Origin of the sequence: Mesorhizobium sp. LCM 4576, from assembly GCF_001854815.1 — a bacterium.
In the GTDB taxonomy this organism is placed as follows: Bacteria; Pseudomonadota; Alphaproteobacteria; order Rhizobiales; family Rhizobiaceae; genus Mesorhizobium; species Mesorhizobium plurifarium.
Genome location: NZ_MDDT01000038.1, coordinates 1 through 17,876 on the forward strand (window position 1 = coordinate 1; position 17,876 = coordinate 17,876).

At 63.6% G+C, this 17,876-nt stretch carries 14 protein-coding genes; 10 read left to right on the plus strand and 4 right to left on the minus strand.

Annotated elements, in window-relative coordinates; all coding sequences use genetic code 11:
- Positions 1-102: 102 nt before the first annotated feature.
- The 3 genes from LCM4576_RS21360 to LCM4576_RS21370 form a co-directional block, all read right to left on the minus strand.
- Complete coding sequence (locus tag LCM4576_RS21360; RefSeq protein ID WP_041009665.1) at positions 103-657, minus strand: HdeD family acid-resistance protein; 555 nt, start codon at positions 655-657, stop codon at positions 103-105.
- Between the two features lie 224 nt (positions 658-881).
- Positions 882-1,817, minus strand: a complete 936-nt coding sequence (locus LCM4576_RS21365) for a glycosyltransferase (protein ID WP_157901223.1) — start codon at positions 1,815-1,817, stop codon at positions 882-884.
- A gap of 123 nt (positions 1,818-1,940) precedes the next feature.
- The gene (locus tag LCM4576_RS21370) at positions 1,941-2,834 is read right to left on the minus strand and encodes a hypothetical protein (protein ID WP_071034482.1); all 894 of its coding nucleotides are present in this window, start codon (positions 2,832-2,834) and stop codon (positions 1,941-1,943) included.
- Positions 2,835-3,103: 269 nt separating this feature from the next.
- Between LCM4576_RS21370 and LCM4576_RS21375 the strand changes: the two genes are divergently transcribed.
- The 4 genes from LCM4576_RS21375 (at position 3,104) to LCM4576_RS21390 (ending at position 9,381) form a co-directional block, all read left to right on the plus strand.
- Positions 3,104-4,219, plus strand: coding sequence for a glycosyltransferase family 4 protein (locus LCM4576_RS21375; RefSeq protein WP_071034484.1), 1,116 nt, complete (start codon positions 3,104-3,106; stop codon positions 4,217-4,219).
- Between the two features lie 213 nt (positions 4,220-4,432).
- Positions 4,433-5,230, plus strand: a complete 798-nt coding sequence (locus tag LCM4576_RS21380) for a MipA/OmpV family protein (protein ID WP_071034485.1) — start codon at positions 4,433-4,435, stop codon at positions 5,228-5,230.
- A 304-nt stretch (positions 5,231-5,534) separates the two neighbouring features.
- Positions 5,535-8,498, plus strand: coding sequence for an isoleucine--tRNA ligase (gene ileS / locus LCM4576_RS21385; RefSeq protein WP_071034487.1), 2,964 nt, complete (start codon positions 5,535-5,537; stop codon positions 8,496-8,498).
- Positions 8,499-8,700: 202 nt separating this feature from the next.
- On the plus strand, positions 8,701-9,381 hold the full coding sequence (locus LCM4576_RS21390; RefSeq protein ID WP_116397979.1) for a hypothetical protein: 681 nt from the start codon (positions 8,701-8,703) through the stop codon (positions 9,379-9,381).
- Between the two features lie 41 nt (positions 9,382-9,422).
- Here the strand turns inward: LCM4576_RS21390 and LCM4576_RS21395 are convergent, their stop codons facing one another.
- Positions 9,423-9,884, minus strand: coding sequence for a nucleoside deaminase (locus tag LCM4576_RS21395; protein WP_071034491.1), 462 nt, complete (start codon positions 9,882-9,884; stop codon positions 9,423-9,425).
- Positions 9,885-10,065: 181 nt separating this feature from the next.
- Here LCM4576_RS21395 and LCM4576_RS21400 point away from each other — a divergent pair, with 181 nt between their 5' ends.
- The 6 genes from LCM4576_RS21400 to LCM4576_RS21425 all read left to right on the plus strand — a co-directional run.
- Complete coding sequence (locus LCM4576_RS21400) at positions 10,066-11,970, plus strand: pseudouridine synthase (RefSeq protein WP_071034493.1); 1,905 nt, start codon at positions 10,066-10,068, stop codon at positions 11,968-11,970.
- A complete protein-coding gene (gene rsmD / locus LCM4576_RS21405; protein WP_040980949.1) occupies positions 11,951-12,505 on the plus strand; it encodes a 16S rRNA (guanine(966)-N(2))-methyltransferase RsmD in 555 nt (184 codons plus the stop codon). The genes LCM4576_RS21400 and rsmD overlap by 20 nt, the downstream gene beginning before the upstream one ends.
- Positions 12,506-12,589: 84 nt before the next feature.
- The gene (locus tag LCM4576_RS21410) at positions 12,590-13,948 is read left to right on the plus strand and encodes a pitrilysin family protein (protein ID WP_071034496.1); all 1,359 of its coding nucleotides are present in this window, start codon (positions 12,590-12,592) and stop codon (positions 13,946-13,948) included.
- Between the two features lie 2 nt (positions 13,949-13,950).
- Positions 13,951-15,459: a pitrilysin family protein gene (locus LCM4576_RS21415; RefSeq protein ID WP_244510860.1), complete on the plus strand. Its 1,509-nt coding sequence runs from the start codon at positions 13,951-13,953 to the stop codon at positions 15,457-15,459.
- Positions 15,456-16,310 (plus strand): patatin-like phospholipase family protein, encoded by an 855-nt coding sequence (locus LCM4576_RS21420; protein WP_071034494.1) that lies wholly within the window; start codon positions 15,456-15,458, stop codon positions 16,308-16,310. Before LCM4576_RS21415 ends, LCM4576_RS21420 begins: the two co-directional genes overlap by 4 nt.
- 569 nt (positions 16,311-16,879) lie before the next feature.
- On the plus strand, positions 16,880-17,876 hold a 997-nt coding region (locus LCM4576_RS21425; protein ID WP_198540288.1), incomplete at its 3' end, for a hypothetical protein.

Below are 17,876 nucleotides of genomic sequence, written 5' to 3' on the forward strand. Positions count from 1 at the left end.
CTGATTTGGGAATCCCACGACTCCCATAAATCTCATCCGGCTCTAATGAAGATAAATCTATGGTGAGGACCGTTGTCCTGCTCAACGTCGACTGAGGGAGGCTTACCGCTTCAGCGCCAGCCCGATGGCGATGAAGCTCCAACCCTGGAACACAAGGTCGATCGCCAGGAATATGCCAAGCACCCAGAGGCTGTTCACCGGCCAGCCCATGGCGATCATCAGGCCGAGCAGAATGGTGATGATGCCGGCCGCGAGCAGCCATCCCCAGCCTTGCTGCGGCCGGTGACTGAAGGCCACCCAGGACCGCAAAAGCCCGGAAGCGACAAGCGCGATGGCCAACAGCAGCGTCAGCACCGCCGAGGCGAGCAGCGGATTGTCGAAGGCGAAGAAGCCGGCGACGGCGTAGAGCAGGCCGCTCAACAGCCAGTAGAAGAAACGCCCCCACGTCTTGACCCCGAAGGCATGGATGATCTCGATGATGCCGGCCATCAGCATCAGCCAGCCGACGACATAGACCGAGGCGACGGTGGCGATGAACAAATTGCCGAAAGCGATGCCGCCGAAGATCAGCAGCAACACGCCAAGCGCCACGAACCATCCCCACTTGTCCCGCGTCTGGCCGATCGCGTCCCTGAGAGCGTCGCTTGGCAGAGTCATGGTTTCATCTCCCTCGAAATTCACCGCCGATCGTGCGGCGAAAGGAAGCTAAACTGAATGGCAATGGCCGTCCAGCAACGCGGGACCGGGCCGTGGGCGGCCGGTTGTCCATGACCTCCGCCGCGGCCGCGCTGTGATGCCGCTGCACGCGGACCAGGGCGGCCGGATCCGAGTATCGCRCCATGCTCGTGAGATCGACGACAGGTCGCATCCGCTGGGTCGCATCAGTTCGGCCGCGCGATCATCCTGCGCCAGGCCAGTCGAGGTCCGAGTGCGAGCGTCCTGAAAGAGGGGGCGCCGACAGCCGCGAGCAACAGCAGCTTGCACGTGACGGCGATGGGTATGCCCGCGGTTCGCAACAGCAACTCGATGTCGCGTCTTTCCAGTCTTGAGACGCCGGCCCCCGTGGCGGCGCGCCATGCCAGAAAACCTGCGATGGCCTGCGCGGGTCGGCCGTTCGCGTCGAACGGCTCGCCGCGATAGCGGCGCAACAGCGCCGACTGCCTGGCCAATGCCGCGGCCGCCTTTTGCTGGTCCTGCTTCACGCGCGATACTTGTCCCGGATGCGATCTCAGCTTTACGAGCGGGATTGCCATATTGGCCAGTTTTCCCGTCTCGGAAAGCCGCAGCCATAGATCATAGTCTTCGGCATAGGTGAACGCGTGGCGGTAGCCTCCCGCGCGCCGGACGGCCTCGGTCCGGAACATCACCGTCGGGTGAAGCATGGGATTGTATCTGGCGAGCGCTTCCCRCAATGGGTCGTTGCCGGTAGGCACGCCGATCGGCCTCAACAGCTTCCCGTCCCGGTCGATCTGCAACCCCGCCGTACCGAGCAGCTGCAAATCGGCATCCGCTTCGAAACACGCCACCTGCAGGCGCAACCTGTCGGGCAGCGAGACATCGTCGCAATCCATGCGCGCCACAAGAGGGGCCCGCGCGAGTGCAATCCCCATGTTCAGCGCATCGACGATCCCCTTGCCGCTGTTGGCGACAACTCTGACCCGGCCGTCACAGTCGCCGATCGACGTCGCGATCGCGGCGCTGTCATCGCAAGATCCATCGTCGACGACGATGACTTCGATATCCGTCAGATCCTGGTCCAGGATGCTTTGCAGGGCCTCGCCGACATATTGCGCACCGTCTTTCACTGGAATGATCACGCTTACTGTCGGCAATGGAATGGCCCTTGCGATGACCGGCCGGATCGAACGGCCGTTGAATTGCCGGATATCGGCAGCCTGGTTTCAGAATTCCAATTCCAAAGTTCCGACATCTGTCGACTGTCAATTTTCTTGTCTGGCCGATCCGAGCGAGATCTCGATGGCCGGGGCGAGCAGCCTAAGGACCGCTTCGCGCTTTTTCGCCTTCAGCGACAGGTCGCCGTCGAGGCCGACTTCATGAAGCCAGCTTCCCCGCCATTCGCAATAGGCCTGCCTGAGCTCAATCCCGGGCAAGGCGGCGAATGCGGTTATCGGCCGTTGCGGCACCGTGTTCGGGTCCACATGCCGATAGAGCACCTCCCAATTGGCTCCGCCGGTGTCGAGGCCGGCGAACCAGTCGAGCCCGAAATCGAGAGGCTCTCGGCCGACGGCGTCGAAGCGAAAGAAACAATAGCCGGCCCACAAAAACCATCGCGCGCCGGCCCAGCGCAGGTCGCCGTAAAAAGCCGTGGCTTCAAGAGGTTCGAAGGGGTCGCATGGCTGCGTCGGGAAAAGGTCCTGGTCGAGGAATCCGAATGCGGCCGGTGCGGCAGGCTCAAGCACATTGCGCCACATCCAGTTGAGCGCCGCGCCGTGCGACCGGCTCGGGTTTTTCACAGTCCACGGATTGGCCGGCAGCCTGACATAGGCGGCGCCACGGTTCGCRCAAACCCGCCTGTTCTCGTCCGCGGAAGCATCGCTGACGCTGTTGTCGGCGACGATGTGGAGATCGTGGCGGAYAAGTCCTTCCGTCAGCCGCAATTGCAGGTCCAGGCACCGAGGATCGTCGAAGGCAACAGTAAGCAGGACATGGCGGCCGCGGGCGGCATCGCGGATGGCCGGGACATCGTCACCCTCGACCGGTTGGTGCACGAACCTCTGGTCGATTCTCCGGTAACGGGCAGTCTTGATGGCGTGCAGCAGCGGCTGCAGCCTCAGCCATTGCCGCCATTCATATTCGCGCAGGGCCTTTGGCACGGTATGGCGGCTTTCAGTCGAACCCGGCCTGGCAATCGCGATCGACCGGGGGAATCTGCATGAACGCACGCTCCAACTGATTTTTGGAAAAAGCTCGAACGCGAAAGCATCCGAGTCTCTTGATAACTGGTTATATACAGCATATTCGTGTTTTCAACACGACCGACATTTGAGCGCCCGCTGTGTTTGTTTGAATGGGGAAGTCTGGGGCGCACCCGGAGTCTCTCTCCGTCAATCTTGGGGGGTAGGGCGGCGCTCCGGAAAATGTGATGAGAATCTGCTGTGCAATCTCTGCCCTGTTTATGAACGGGGGTCTGCAGAGGGATTGTCTGAATATCAGCGACCGACTGATCGCGCGCGGTCATAATGTGACGATCCTGACGACCCGCCAGGTCGGTCATGTCGAGAGTTCGGCGACGATAAAAGTCCATCCGGCACGGGTTCTCTCCAATCCGGGCACGGAATATGCGCTGGGAAGGACCGTGCTGGCGGCCAGGCGCGACTTCGACTGTGTGGTCGGTTTCAACAAGATGGCCGGCCTGGACATCTACTATGCCGGCGACCCGCCTTATTTTGCCTCGAAGCTCGGATGGTGGCGGCCGTTTTCGCCTCGCTTCATTCGCCAGCAGAATCTCGAATCGATGATCTTTGCCCCCGGCAACGCCGTGCAGATCATTTCGCTCAGCGAAAAGCAGGCGGCGCTTTACCGCGACTTCTGGCGAACTGAGGAATCCCGCATTCACGTCGTCGGGCCGACGCTCGATCCGAGACGCTGCAGACCGGAACTGCAAGCCGGCGACCGCAATGAGATCCGCGATCGCTTTGAGCTGCCTCGCGAAGCGGTCATTGCCTTGAGCATCGCCAACAAATCGAAGGTGAAAGGTCTCGATCGGGCGGTAAAGGCCCTTCAGCCGTTCCCGGGGGTACATTGGCTGGTCGCCGGTTTTCGAAAGGGCAGTGAGGAAGAAATCCGGCTTCGCGGCCTGATCGCCAAATCCGGGATGTCGGATCGGGTCACGCTGCTGGGCATCCAGGAAGATATCCCGGCGATCGTGGTTGCGAGCGACTTCATGCTGCACGCGGCGCGCCTGGAAAATACCGGCACGGTGATCCTCGAGGCGCTCGCGAACGGCCTGCCGGTCATCGCCTCGGACGCCTGCGGATATGCAAAATATGTCGAAGCCAGCGGGGCGGGACTGGTCGTGGCCAATCGCGACGATCCCCAAATCTGGCGGCGAGCGGTCCAGAAGGCCGGCGACCCGGCGGTCCGCGCGCAATGGCATCAGGCGGCCCTTGCCTACGGAGCGTCAAACCCGCTTACCGGCGGACTGGAAGCAGCCTGCGATCTGATAGAGAGCTTGCGCCGCAACCGGCGTGTTGGCTAAGGCATGTCCCGAAAGTGGGAACCGGTTCCGGGATAAAGACATGCGCAAAATCAAAAACCTAAAGCGCATGGAGCGAATCTGAAAGATCGCGACGCGCTTTAGTTGGCCTGTCTGTTCCGATGTTACGATTTTAAGTCAAATTTTACCGAACGCACGGCATGGCTTGAGCGTCGGCGGGTAGTGCTGCCGGCGCGTTTCGCGTAAGGGGTGACGATGCGTATTGTCGGGAAGATTCCTCTGGCTGTCGCCTTGGGCCTGGTCACCGCGCCTGCCGCGCAGGCGGGGGAGGGCAGCTGGATTTCCGGCGACTGGTATCTGACATTGGGCGCCACCGGCCTCGTCGCGCCGAATTTCGAGGGCGGCAAGAAATATATGTTCAGCGCCCAGCCGATCATATCGCTCGGCAAGGTCGGTCCCGAGGCGCGCTTCACCTCGCGCAACGACAACATCTCGCTGGCGCTGATCGATGACGGTTCCGTTCGCGCCGGCTTGACCGGCAAGTTCATATTCTCGCGCGATAGCAAGGACGAACTGAAAGGCCTCGATCCGGTGCGCTGGGGCGGCGAGGTGGGCGGCTTCTTCGAATTCTATCCGCTGGATTGGGTAAGGGCGAGGGCGGAGCTCAGGCACGGCATTCGCGCCCATAACGGCTTTGTCGCGGACATCGCTGCGGACGCCTTCTACGACATCACGCCGACGGTGBGCATTTCCGGCGGCCCGCGCGTCTCCTTCGCCTCGTCCAACTATTTCGACGCCTACTACGGCGTCAACGCCAAGKAAGCGGTTGCTTCGGGCTTGAGCGAGTACCATCCGGGCGGCGGGCTTAGGTCGACGGGCCTCGGCGGCGCGATCACCTGGAAGGTGACCGAGCCGATGACGGCAAGCGTTTTCACCGAATACTCGCGCCTGATGGGGCCGRCTGCCGATTCCAGCCTGGTCAAGGAACGGGGCGACCGCAACCAGTGGACCTTCGGTGTCTCGACCACTTACCGCTTCAATTTCACGATGTAGGTCGTGAAAGCGGCTTCATGCCTTGRAATCCGCGCTTTATTCCTGTCGCRCCATCCGCTAAAAGCCACGCCATGACGAGCTTTTCGCGCCTTTTCGCGATCGCGATACGAATTACGGGCCCGGTGTTCCGGGCGGCCTGAGCGCCGCTGGAGCCGCCGGGAATTTTCGCGCGCGCCCCTCGCGTTTTTCATGAACATCAACGCATATCGCCCGAAGGTGGCTTCGGTTTTGGGAAAACGATATGCGTCGAAGCAAGACTTGAACGCCCGGCTTTTGTCGTCGGGTACCTTGAGATGGCAGATCAATGACCGATACCGTTGAGACGATCGACTATTCCAAAACGCTTTATTTGCCGCAGACGGATTTCCCGATGCGAGCCGGCTTGCCCGAGAAGGAGCCTGGCCTGGTCAAGCGCTGGCAGGACATGGACCTTTACAAAAAGCTGCGCGAGGAGGCCGCCGGCCGCGAGAAATTCGTGCTGCATGACGGCCCGCCCTACGCCAACGGCAACATCCATATCGGCCATGCGCTGAACAAGATCCTCAAGGATGTCATCAACCGCTCCTTCCAGATGCGCGGCTACGACGCCAACTACGTGCCGGGCTGGGACTGCCACGGCCTGCCGATCGAATGGAAGATCGAGGAGCAATACCGCGCCAAAGGCAAGAACAAGGACGAAGTGCCGGTCAACGAGTTCCGCAGGGAATGCCGCGACTTCGCCGCCAACTGGATCAAGGTGCAAGGCTCAGAGTTCCAGCGCCTTGGCGTCATCGGCGATTTCGACAATCCCTATACGACGATGGCCTACCACGCCGAGTCGCGCATCGCCGGCGAGCTGCTGAAGTTCGCCATGTCCGGCCAGCTCTACCGCGGCTCGAAGCCCGTGATGTGGAGCGTGGTCGAGCGCACCGCGCTGGCCGAGGCCGAGGTTGAGTATCAGGATTACGAGAGCGACACGATCTGGGTGAAGTTCCCGGTCGCGAGCCTCGCCCAGCCGGTGGCCGGCGCCGCGCCGGCGCTGGATGGGGCCGCGCTCGATCTGGTCGAGGCGCATGTCGTCATCTGGACGACCACGCCCTGGACGATCCCCGGCAACCGCGCTGTGAGCTATTCGCCGCGCATCGCCTATGGCCTCTACGAGGTGACGGCGGCCGAGAACGCTTTCGGCCCGCAGCCCGGCGAGAAGCTGATCTTTGCCGATGCCTTGGCCGAGGAATGCGCAGCCAAGGCCAAGGTCACACTGAACCGGCTTCACAGCGTATCGGCGGAACAGCTTGGGAAGCTTACGCTTTCACATCCTTTCAAGGGCCTTGGCGGCGGCTATGAATTCCCGGTGCCGATGGTTGCCGGCGAGCACGTCACCGACGATGCCGGCACCGGCTTCGTGCACACCGCGCCCGGCCACGGCCGCGAGGACTTCGACGCCTGGATGGAGGCCGCGAGCGAGCTGAGGGCGCGCGGAGTCGATACCACGATCCCCTTCACCGTCGACGATGCGGGCTTCTTCACCAAGGACGCGCCGGGCTTCGGTCCGGAACGCGAGGGCGGGGCGGCGCGCGTCATCGACGACAACGGCAAGAAGGGCAACGCCAACCAGGCGGTCATCGACGAGCTGATCAAGCGCAACGCGCTCTTCGCGCGTGGCCGCCTGAAGCACAGCTATCCGCATTCCTGGCGCTCGAAGAAGCCGGTCATCTTCCGCAACACCCCGCAATGGTTCGTCTATATGGACAAGGACCTCGGTGACGGCACGACGCTGCGCAGCCGCGCGCTGAAGGCGATCGACGACACGCGCTTCGTGCCGGCGGCTGGCCAGAACCGTATCCGCGCCATGATCGAGGAGCGCCCCGACTGGGTGCTGTCGCGCCAGCGCGCCTGGGGCGTGCCGATCGCGGTCTTCGCCGACGAGGACGGCAATGTGCTGAAGGACGAGGCCGTCAACCAGCGCATCATGGACGCTTTCGAAAAGGAAGGCGCCGACGCCTGGTTCGCCGAGGGCGCCAAGGAACGCTTCCTCGGAAATCACGATGCGTCCAAATGGCATCAGGTGAGGGACATCCTGGACGTCTGGTTCGATTCCGGCTCGACGCATGTCTTCACGCTGGAAGACCGTCCGGACCTGAAATGGCCGGCCGACGTCTATCTCGAGGGCTCGGACCAGCATCGCGGCTGGTTCCATTCCTCGCTGCTCGAAAGCTGCGGCACAAGGGGCAGGGCGCCTTACGACACGGTCATCACCCATGGCTTCACCATGGACGAGGAAGGCCGCAAGATGTCGAAATCGCTCGGCAACACCGTCGTGCCGCAGGATGTCATCAAGCAGTCCGGCGCCGATATCCTCAGGCTCTGGGTGGTGACGACTGATTATTGGGAGGACCAGCGGCTCGGCAAGAACGTGCTGCAGACCAATATCGACGCCTACCGCAAGCTCAGGAACACGATCCGCTGGATGCTGGGCACGCTTGCCCATGACGACGGCCAGGATGTGCCGGTCGAGGCGATGCCGGAACTGGAGCGGCTGATGCTGCACCGGCTGTCCGAACTGGACGAGGTGGTGCGCCAGGGCTACGACGCCTTCGAGTTCAAGCGCATTACTCGTGCGTTGCTCGACTTCATGGTGGTGGAGCTTTCGGCCTTCTATTTCGACATTCGCAAGGATGCGCTGTACTGCGACGGGCCGTCGAGCCTGCGCCGCAGGGCGGYGGTCCAGGTGGTGCGTCACCTCTTCGAATGCCTGGTGAAGTGGCTCGCGCCGATGCTGCCCTTCACCACCGAGGAGGCTTGGCTCGACCGCCATCCGGAAGCCGTCTCGGTGCATCTCGATCAGTTCCCGGCGATCCCGCGGAACTGGCGCAACGAGGCGCTGGCCGAGAAATGGCGCAAGGTGAGGCAGGTGCGCCGCGTCGTCACCGGCGCGCTGGAAATCGCGCGCGCCGAGAAGCTGATTGGCTCCTCGTTGGAAGCCGTGCCGGTGGTCACCATCGACGATGCGGTGCTGGAAACGGCGATCGCCGATGTCGACATGGCCGAGATGGCGATCACCAGCGACCTCGTCATCAACCGCGGCAAGGCGCCGGAAGGCGCCTTCACGCTCGACGACGTCAAGGGCGTGGCGGTGGTGGTGGAGAAGGCCGAGGATCGCGGCTTGGTCAAATGCGCGCGCTCCTGGCGTTACACCGCCGATGTCGGGCAGGACGCGGAATTCCCTGATGTCTCGGCCCGCGACGCCGCCGTGCTGCATGAGCTGAAGGCGCTTGGGCGCCTGTAGACCTGTTCATAAGCCGGTGCACAAATGCCACGCCGGGCGGTCTCAAACCGCCCGTGCGTTGCCCTTAACAAGTGGTTGAGGTAAACACGCGACACTCCGGCAGACAAATTGTCGCCGGATTTCCATCGCAAGTGCGGGGAAGAAGGGGACCGTGCCGTTGGCCGGTGGCGACCGAAAGGCTGTTAGAGTGGGACTTTTTGGCATGACCGACAGAACGTTTGCGCGCGCCGCGCTGGTGGCGCCGCTTGTGGTATCGGCCATCGCTCTGTCGGGCTGCATGAGCTCGCCCACCTACGGAACCGACAAGACGGCGGCCGCGCAGCTCTTCGACGATGTTTCAGGCRCTGCCTCGATCACGCCGAAGCGCCGCACTCCGATCGATTACAAGCCGCGCCCCGACCTGGTGAAGCCTGCCCCGGGGCAAAAGGAAAGCCTGCCGCCGCCGCAGGAAAGCATCGAGACGGCGAGCGCCGATTGGCCCGAATCGCCGGAGGCGCGCCGCGCCCGCATCCGCGCCGACGCCACCGCGCACCAGAACGATCCGAACTACCAGCCGGAAGCGGTCGAGGACATCCAGACCGACCCCGAGGCGGTGAAGAAGGCGTTGGCCGAATCGGGCTCCAGCCATCCGCCGCGCTGGACGCCGGACGATTCCAACAGTGACGCCCGCAAGGCCGCGATTCAGCGCAACCTTGCCGAACAGAAGCAGGGCGACCCGACCGTTCGCAAATATCTGAGCGAGCCGCCGCTCGCCTATCGCCAGGCTGCCACGACGGCGCCGCAGAACGAGCTTGGCGAGGACGAGTACAAGAAGGAGCGCCGCCTCAAGGCGCAGGCGGAAGGCAAGAAGAGCGGTGGCTGGTTCGACTGGCTGGGTCTGTAGCGAATAGATAGCTACCCACTACTCACTGCTCGCCAAATTTTTCACCATTCACCGCCATTCCGTTTCTCGCGAAAGAAATCCTTGAGGATGAGGGCGGCGTCGCTCTCGCCGAGCCCGGGATAGATGTCCGGCGTGTGGTGGCAGGTGGGCGAGGCGAAGAAGCGCACGCCGTTGATCACCGCGCCGCCTTTTTCGTCGGCAGCGCCGAAATAGAGCCGCCGCAGCCGGGCGAAGGAGATCGCGCCGGCGCACATCGTGCATGGCTCCAGCGTCACATAGAGGTCGTGGCCCGTCAGCCGCTCGCTGGTGAGCTTCCGGCAGGCCTCGCGGATCGCCAGCATCTCGGCATGCGCGGTCGGGTCAGAGAGTTCACGCGTACGGTTGCCGGCTTTTGCGACCAGGGTGCTGCCGCTGGCGATAACAGCGCCGACCGGCACTTCGCCGCGGCTCGCCGCCGCCTTGGCCTCTTCGAGCGCCAAGGCCATGAAATCCGGTCGTTTCAAGCGGTTTCCATTCCGATTACTTCTCGCCACCCGAGAGTGATCCTGTTATCTAGCGCGAGACCTTGAAAACCGGAATCGGTTTTTGTCGCGCGACTGGATGCGCAAAATCAAGAATGACACTGCCTGCGTTGGGCGTCCGAAAGGGCGCGCGGCGCCGTAGCAGGCGAAGACGAGCAAAGTAATGGACGACGACAAGAAATCTTCACGCGGACCGCGCAAGAGCGGCTCGAAACCGGCCGGCCAGCGCGGCGGCAAGCCGGGTTTCGGCGCCAAGAAGCCGTTCGCCAAGCGTGAGCGGCCGATGGCCGCCGAAGGCGGGCGCGACTTCAAGCGCTACGAGCCGCGTGAGACGGGCGAGGGAGCGGAGCGAGGCGACAGGCCTTTCCGCAAAGGCCCGCGCCCGGAAGGCAAGCCGTACACGCCGCGCGGCGACCGGCCGATGGCCGGCGAAGGCGAGCGCCGCGATTTCAAGCGCAGCTACAAGCCGGGTGAACTGAACGAAGGCGGGGAGCGTGGCGACAGGCCGTTCCGCAAAGGTTCGCCGCGCGACGGCGCGCCCTTCGAGAAGCGTGAGGGCCGTGAGCCCTACACAGCGCGTGGCGACCGGCCAGCGGCCGCCGAAGGCGAGCGGGGCGAGCGCCGTTTCGACCGCCCCAAGCGCGAGTTCGGCGATCGTCCCAAACGCGATTTCGCCGACCGGCCGAAACGGGACTTCAGCGATCGTCCACGCGGAGCCGGCGGAAAACCGGAAGGCGGCTTCAAGCCACGACCGCGTCCCTCGGAAGCCATGYCGGAGAGCGGTGAGCGCATCGCCAAGCGGCTGGCGCGCGCCGGCATCGCCTCGCGCCGCGACGCCGAGGAACTGGTCGCGGCGGGCCGCGTCAAGGTCAACGGCAAGGTGCTGGACTCGCCCGCCTTCAATGTCAGCGCCAACGACGTCATCCATCTCGACGGCACCGAGATTCCGCCCATCGAGCGCACGCGTCTCTTCCTGTTCCATAAGCCGGCGGGCGTCGTCACCACCAACCGCGATCCGGAAGGCCGCAAGACCGTCTTCGACGTGCTGCCATCCGACCTRCCGCGGCTGATGACCATCGGCCGGCTCGACATCAACACCGAGGGCTTGCTGCTTTTGACCAATGACGGCGGCCTGTCGCGCGTGCTCGAGCTACCGGCCACCGGTTGGTTGCGGCGCTACCGCGCGCGCGTCCACGGCAAGGTCGAGGAGAGCGCGCTTGCCGGCCTGCGCGACGGTATTGCCGTCGACGGCGTCTTCTACGGCTCGATCGAGGCCTCGCTCGACCGCGAGCAGGGAACCAATGCCTGGCTGACGCTCGGCTTGCGCGAAGGCAAGAACCGCGAGGTGAAGAACATCCTCGGCGCGCTTGGCCTCGAGGTGACGCGGCTGATCCGCATCTCCTACGGGCCGTTCCAACTCGAGGATCTGCCGGAAGGCCATGTGCTCGAGATCAAGGGCCGCGTGCTGCGCGAACAGCTCGGCGAGCGGCTGATCGAGGAATCCGGCGCCAATTTCGATGCCGAGATCCAGAAGCCGTTTTCCAACAAACCGGTGCGCGGCAGCGGTCCGCGCCGCGAAGAAGCTGATAGGCCGAAATTCACGCGTGACAGCCCCCGCCTACCGATCGGCGAGGGCGGCCTGATCAAGGCGCGCAAGCGCCGCGAAGGCAGCCGCGACGAGGCGCTGAGCAAGCTTTCGACAAAACCGGATAGGGCGTTTGGCGAGCGCGGCGGCTTCGGGGATAAGCCGCGCGGCGGTTTCGGCGACAAGCCCCGCTTAGGCGGTAAGAAATCCTCACGCGAGCAGCGGCCGATCGACCCGCCGGGCCAGCGCAAGGCCAATGTCTGGATGGCGCCGGGCGCCAGGCCGATCGGCAAGGGCAGGGCGGAGGCCGATGCCGCCAGGGTCGCCGAGGCGAAGGCGCGCAAGGCGTCCTACAAGCCGGGCGGCAAGGGTAAGTCAGGCGCAAAGCCGTTCGGCAAGCCGCGCGGCGAGCGGCCTGAAGGCGATGGCGGTCATAGGCCGCGCGGTCCGAAGAGGGGCGGCGATGCGGATCGTCGGCGGTGAGTTCCGCGGGCGTCCGCTAGCGACGCCGAAAAGCAATGCCATCCGCCCGACCACCGATCGCACCCGCGAGGCGGTGTTCAACGTCCTGGCGCATCGCTACGCAGAAAAGCTCGAAGGCGGCCGCGTGCTCGATCTCTTCGCCGGCACGGGCGCGCTCGGGCTCGAGGCGCTGTCACGCCACGCCTCCTACTGCCTCTTCATCGAGGAATCGACTGAGGGGCGAGGTCTGATCCGCGAGAATGTCGAGGCCTATGGCCTCACCGGCCGCACCAAGATCTTCCGCCGCGACGCCACGCATCTCGGCGAAGCCGGCACGATCTCGCCCTTCGGGCTGGTCTTTGCCGATCCGCCCTATGGCAAAGGGCTCGGCGAGCGCGCGCTGCGCTCGGCCAAGGCCGGCGGCTGGCTTCTGCCTGGCGCGCTCTGCGTCGTTGAGGAGGCTGCCTCGGCGCCGTTCGAACCGGGCGCCGGTTTTTCCGTCATGGACGAGCGCAGTTACGGCGAAACGGTCATCCGCTTCATCGAAGCCAACTAGCCTCGCCTCGAAAATGCCGAACAATTCACTTTGCCTCGCCGGCGAACCTTGCCTATCGTCGCGCAACCGGAACCGGAGATCTTGATGACACCAACGGGGATTGGGCTGCGAGCGGCGCTTCTTGTCGGCACGCTGGCGCTCGCCGCGGCTCCGGCTCGCGCTGCCGACGACGGCGAGGTCAAGGATTTCCTGCTCGACAACGGTATGGAGGTGGTCGTCATCCCCGACCACCGCGCCCCGATCGTCACGCATATGGTCTGGTACAAGATCGGCAGCGCCGACGAGCCGCCCGGCAAATCCGGCATCGCGCATTTCTTCGAGCACCTGATGTTCAAGGCCACGACCAACCATGCCGCCGGCGAGTTCGACCGCGCCGTGTCCGAGATCGGCGGCTCCAACAACGCCTTCACCTCCTACGACTACACCGCCTTCCACGAGACGGTGCCACCCTCGGCGCTCGAACAGATGATGGGTTTCGAGGCCGATCGCATGCGCAACCTGATCCTGACCGACGACGTCATCAAGACCGAGCRCGACGTGATCCTCGAGGAGCGCCGCTCGCGCATCGACAGCAATCCTCAGGCGGTGCTCGACGAGGAGGTCGACGCGACTCTCTGGCAGAACCAGCCATACCGCATTCCGGTGATCGGTTGGATGCAGGAGATGGAAGAATTGAACCGTCCGGACGCGACAGCCTTCTACAACGCGTACTACCGGCCGAACAACGCCGTGCTGGTGGTGGCGGGCGACGTCGATCCCGACGCGGTGAAGGCAATGGCCGAAAGGACCTACGGCAAAGTCGCCCGCGGCCCGGACCTCAGGCCGCGCATCCGCCCCGTCGAGCCCGAGCAGAACACGAAGCGCACGGTGACGCTGACCGACGCGCGCGTCTCTGTGCCGAACTTTTCGACGCAATGGGTCGTGCCGTCCTATCACACGGCCAGGCCCGGCGAAGCCGAGGCGCTCGACCTGCTTGCCGAGATTCTCGGCGGTGACAACCGCAGCAGGCTGTACCAGCAACTCGTCGTCAAGCAGGGTATCGCTTCCGAGACCGGCGCCTACTTCCAAGGCACCATGCTCGACGCCACCAACTTCACCGTCTATGGCGCCCCGCGCGGCGACGCCAGGCTTGCCGATGTCGAGGCGGCGGTCGATGCCGAGATCGCCCGCATCGTCAAGGACGGCGTGAGCGACGATGAGCTGGAGCGGGCCAAGACCCGCTATGTGCGCTCGATGATCTTTGCGCGCGACAAGCAGGACGACATGGTCAACATGTATGGCTCGACGCTTGCCACCGGCGGCAACGTCAAGGACGTCCAGGAATGGCCGGACCGCATCCGCAAGGTAACTGCCGATGAGGTCAAGGCGGTGGCGGCCCGGTACCTGGTGCTCGATCGCTCCACCACCGGCTATCTCTTGCCGCAGCAGCAGGCGGGGAATTGATGATGAGTATGGGACATGCCAGCAACTTCCCTTCTCCCCTTGTGGGAGAAGGTGGATCGGCGCGCAGCGCCGAGACGGATGAGGGGTGCTCCAGGGAACGCAACGTCTCACTTCGCTGGAACACTCCTCATCCGTCGCCTTCGGCGACACCTTCTCCCACAAGGGGAGAAGGTAAAATCTACCGCGCCGTCGTCACCCTTTGCTTCGCCCTGTTCTTCCTGCTTTTGCCGGTGCTTGCCGCGCACGCCGAGATGAACATCCAGGAGGTGAAGTCGAAGAAGGGCGTCACCGCCTGGCTGGTGGAAGACCATTCGATCCCGCTGATTGCGATCCGTTTCGTCTTCGACGGCGGCACGGCGCAGGACCCTGCCGGCAAGGAGGGCCTGGTCAACCTGATGACCGGCCTGTTCGACGAGGGCGCCGGCGACCTCGACAGCGAGGCCTTTCAACTGAAGCTCGACGATGCCGGCGCCGAGATGAGTTTTCAGGCGGCGCGCGATGGCACCTACGGCTCGATGCGCATGCTGTCCGACCAGAAGGACGAGGCGTTCGGCCTGCTGAAGCTGGCGGTGAACAGCCCGCGCTTCGATCAGGCGCCGATCGACCGCATCCGCGCCCAGATACTGTCCGGCATCCTCGCCAATGAGCGGGACCCAAATACGATCGGCCAGCAGCGCTGGCTGCGCGCGATCTATGGCCAGCACCCTTATGCGCGGCCGGACGAAGGCAACAAAGACAGCCTCGCCACCATCACCGCCGACGACCTCAGGGCCTTCCACAAGGCGAATTTCGCCCGCGGCGGACTGCATGTGACGGTGGTGGGCGATATCGACGCCGCCACGTTGAGCGGCAGGCTTGACGAGGTGTTCGGCGACCTGCCGGACAAGCAGGCGCTGGCGCCGGTTGCCGACATCAAGCCCAGGCTCGGCCAGCAGCTCGAAGTGAATTACGACTTGCCGCAGACCTCCCTGCAGCTTGCCTGGCCGGGCGTGAAGCGCAGCGATCCCGATTTTTACGCCGCCGTGCTGATGAACGAGATTCTCGGCGGCTCGACATTCACCTCGCGCCTTTACGAGCAGGTGCGCGAGAAGCGCGGCCTTGCCTATAGCGTCAGCTCCGCTCTCGTCGATCACGAGCATTCCAACGCGCTGCTGGTGACGACGGCGACGCGTTCCGACCGCGCGGCCCAAACGCTTTCGATCGTGCGCCAGGTGGTGAAGGACATGGCCGAGAACGGCCCCACCGAGGAGGAGCTCGCGGCGACCAAGAAATACATGATCGGCGCCTACGCCATCAACAATCTGGATTCTTCCAGCTCCATCGCCGCGACGCTGGTGGAGCTGCAACTCGACAATCTCGGCATCGATTACATCAAGCGGCGCGCGGCTCTCATCAACGCGGTGACGCTGGCCGACGTCAAGGYGGCGGCGAAGAAGCTCCTGTCGACCGACCCCGCGGTGATGGTGATCGGGCCGCCGCTGGTGCTGGTTGCGGGAGGCGGCAAGGGATGAGCCCGACCTTCGGGGTGGCCTTCGGCGGCGGCGGCGCGCGCGGTCTTGCGCATATCCATATCATCGAGGCTCTCGACGAGCTTGGCATCAAGCCGGCGGCGATTGCCGGCTCGTCGATCGGCGCCATCATGGGCGCCGGCATGGCGTCGGGCATGAAGGGTGTTGAGATCCACGATTATGCCCGATCGATCCTCGGCAGCCGGGCCGAAGTGGCGGCRCGCATGTGGCGCTCGCGGCCGGGCACGATCGCGGAGGCCATGCAGGGCGGCATCCGCGTCAGCCAGTTCAACGTCGAGCGCATTCTCAAGGCTTTCCTGCCGGAGGCGATCCCGCAGACTTTCGAGGCGCTGAAGATCCCGCTCAAGGTGACGGCGACCGATTATTTCGGTCACAGCCTTGCGGTGTTCACCGAAGGCGACCTGCATTCGGCGCTTGCCGCTTCGGCGGCCATCCCGGCGGTCTTCCGTCCGGTGACGCGCGAGGGTCGAGTGCTGATCGATGGCGGCATCTACAATCCCGTGCCTTTCGACCTCATCGAGAAGGACGCCGACATCATCATCGCCATCGATGTCGTCGGCGCGCCGAGCGAGGCCGAGCGCAGGCATCCGACCACCGTCGACCTGATGTATGGCGCCACGCAGCTGATGATGCAGTCGATCATCGCCAACAAGCTCAGGCAGCACCCGCCGGACATTCTGATCCGGCCGAATGTCTCGAAATACCGCGTGCTCGAATTCCTCAAGATCGAGACGCTGATGGCTGAGACGGTCGAGATCAAGGACGAATTGAAGCGCGCCGTCGAGAAGGCCGTGGACGCGCATGGCGGCAGGCGGGGCAAGAAGGTGGTCTGAAAGCCTCGGCGATCGCCGTCGTTTGTGGAGTGGGAGCGACCGAAGCCCGGCGCCTGAGGTCTGATGTGAGCGGCGCAAAGGTCCCTGGTAAAATAAGACTTAATATAGCGCCAAGTATTCTTTACGCTGATTGGCCGTATTTGCGCATAAGTTTGACTTTTGTCATTAACTCTTCATGGAATTGCCCGTTGACGCACGCTGCGGTAGAGTTAATAATATGCTAATATAGAGTAGCGTGAAAAGAACCCGCGACCGGCAACAACGAGTACCACGCTACTGGGGCAGGGGATACGCAGCGCGGCATAAACAGCCGCTTTAGCCGCTACCGTCGAGCCGCCAGCCGTCGTGAGCCGCTTTGTGTTCGCTGCTCGCCGGCCGGGGCCGTTGGTTGCGGCTTGTCGGACGCTACGCCGATCCTCCTCCCGCACGGAATTCAGGCGCTGATCTCAGCGCTTTTTGGCATGGGGTAACTCGCCGCCTTGCGCGGCCAAAAGGGCGCTGCGGCGCAACGGGAGTTGAATATGGCCGATACCATAGTTGATCTGACTAGTGGAACGACCTAGGAGACATTGACCGACGGCACGATTTTTGYGGCCGAGCAGCAAGGTGACTCGGGCACCGGCAACTACGATACGTTCCTTGTGCTCGGCGCGAAGGGCACGGAAAGCGGATTCAACACCGATGGCACTCCGCTGCCATTGGATGACGRCCAACAGGAGCACACCAACGCGCTTCTGCTGAGCGACATGCAAGTCGTGACCGTGGATGGCCACAACTATTACGTTTTCAAGCTCGACGCCAATGAGCCGAAYAGCCCTTCGGGGGCGTTGCTTTCGCTCAACTCGCTGCAGATTTACTCCGCGTCGGATCCAGATATTGCCAGCCTTTCGACGCTCCAGAGCCAGCAACTGCTCTACGACATAGATGGAAATGCTACCGACGGTGACGTTACCGTTCAGTTGAATGCCGGCAAAGACGCGCCAGCCGGCAGCGGACAAGGGGATCTGTTCGTCTATATCCCGACCAGCTACTTCGCCGGGGCGACCGGTGACTATGTCTATCTCTATTCGGCATTCGGTAGCCCCAGCGATTCGGACGGCGGCTTTGAGGAGTGGGGCGTCATCACCAAAGACAGCGTCGACCACGCCCCAGCGGTCGCGATCGAGAAGACTGCCGACCCAACCTCGATCAACGAAGGCTCGGCCACCGATGTCACCTACACCTACAAGGTAACAAATACGAGCGCGGATGGAGCCGCCGATCCACTGACGCTGACCTCACTGATCGACGACAATGCAACGCCCGGTATTGACGATGACATTAACCTGCTGGATGGCTTCTCGGTCGCCGGCAAGACCTATGGCTCGCACTATGTAAGTGGCGACGCCGATGGCGACTACCTTGTCGACAGTAACGAGACCTGGATATTTACGGCGGACGTCAATATTGGCGCCCACAATGYGGGCGACAGCATCACCAACACCGTTGTGGTGAACGCCCAGGATGACGAGGGCACCGCCGCGCCGCCGGCAAGCGACACCGCGACCGTGACGGTGAAGGACGTCG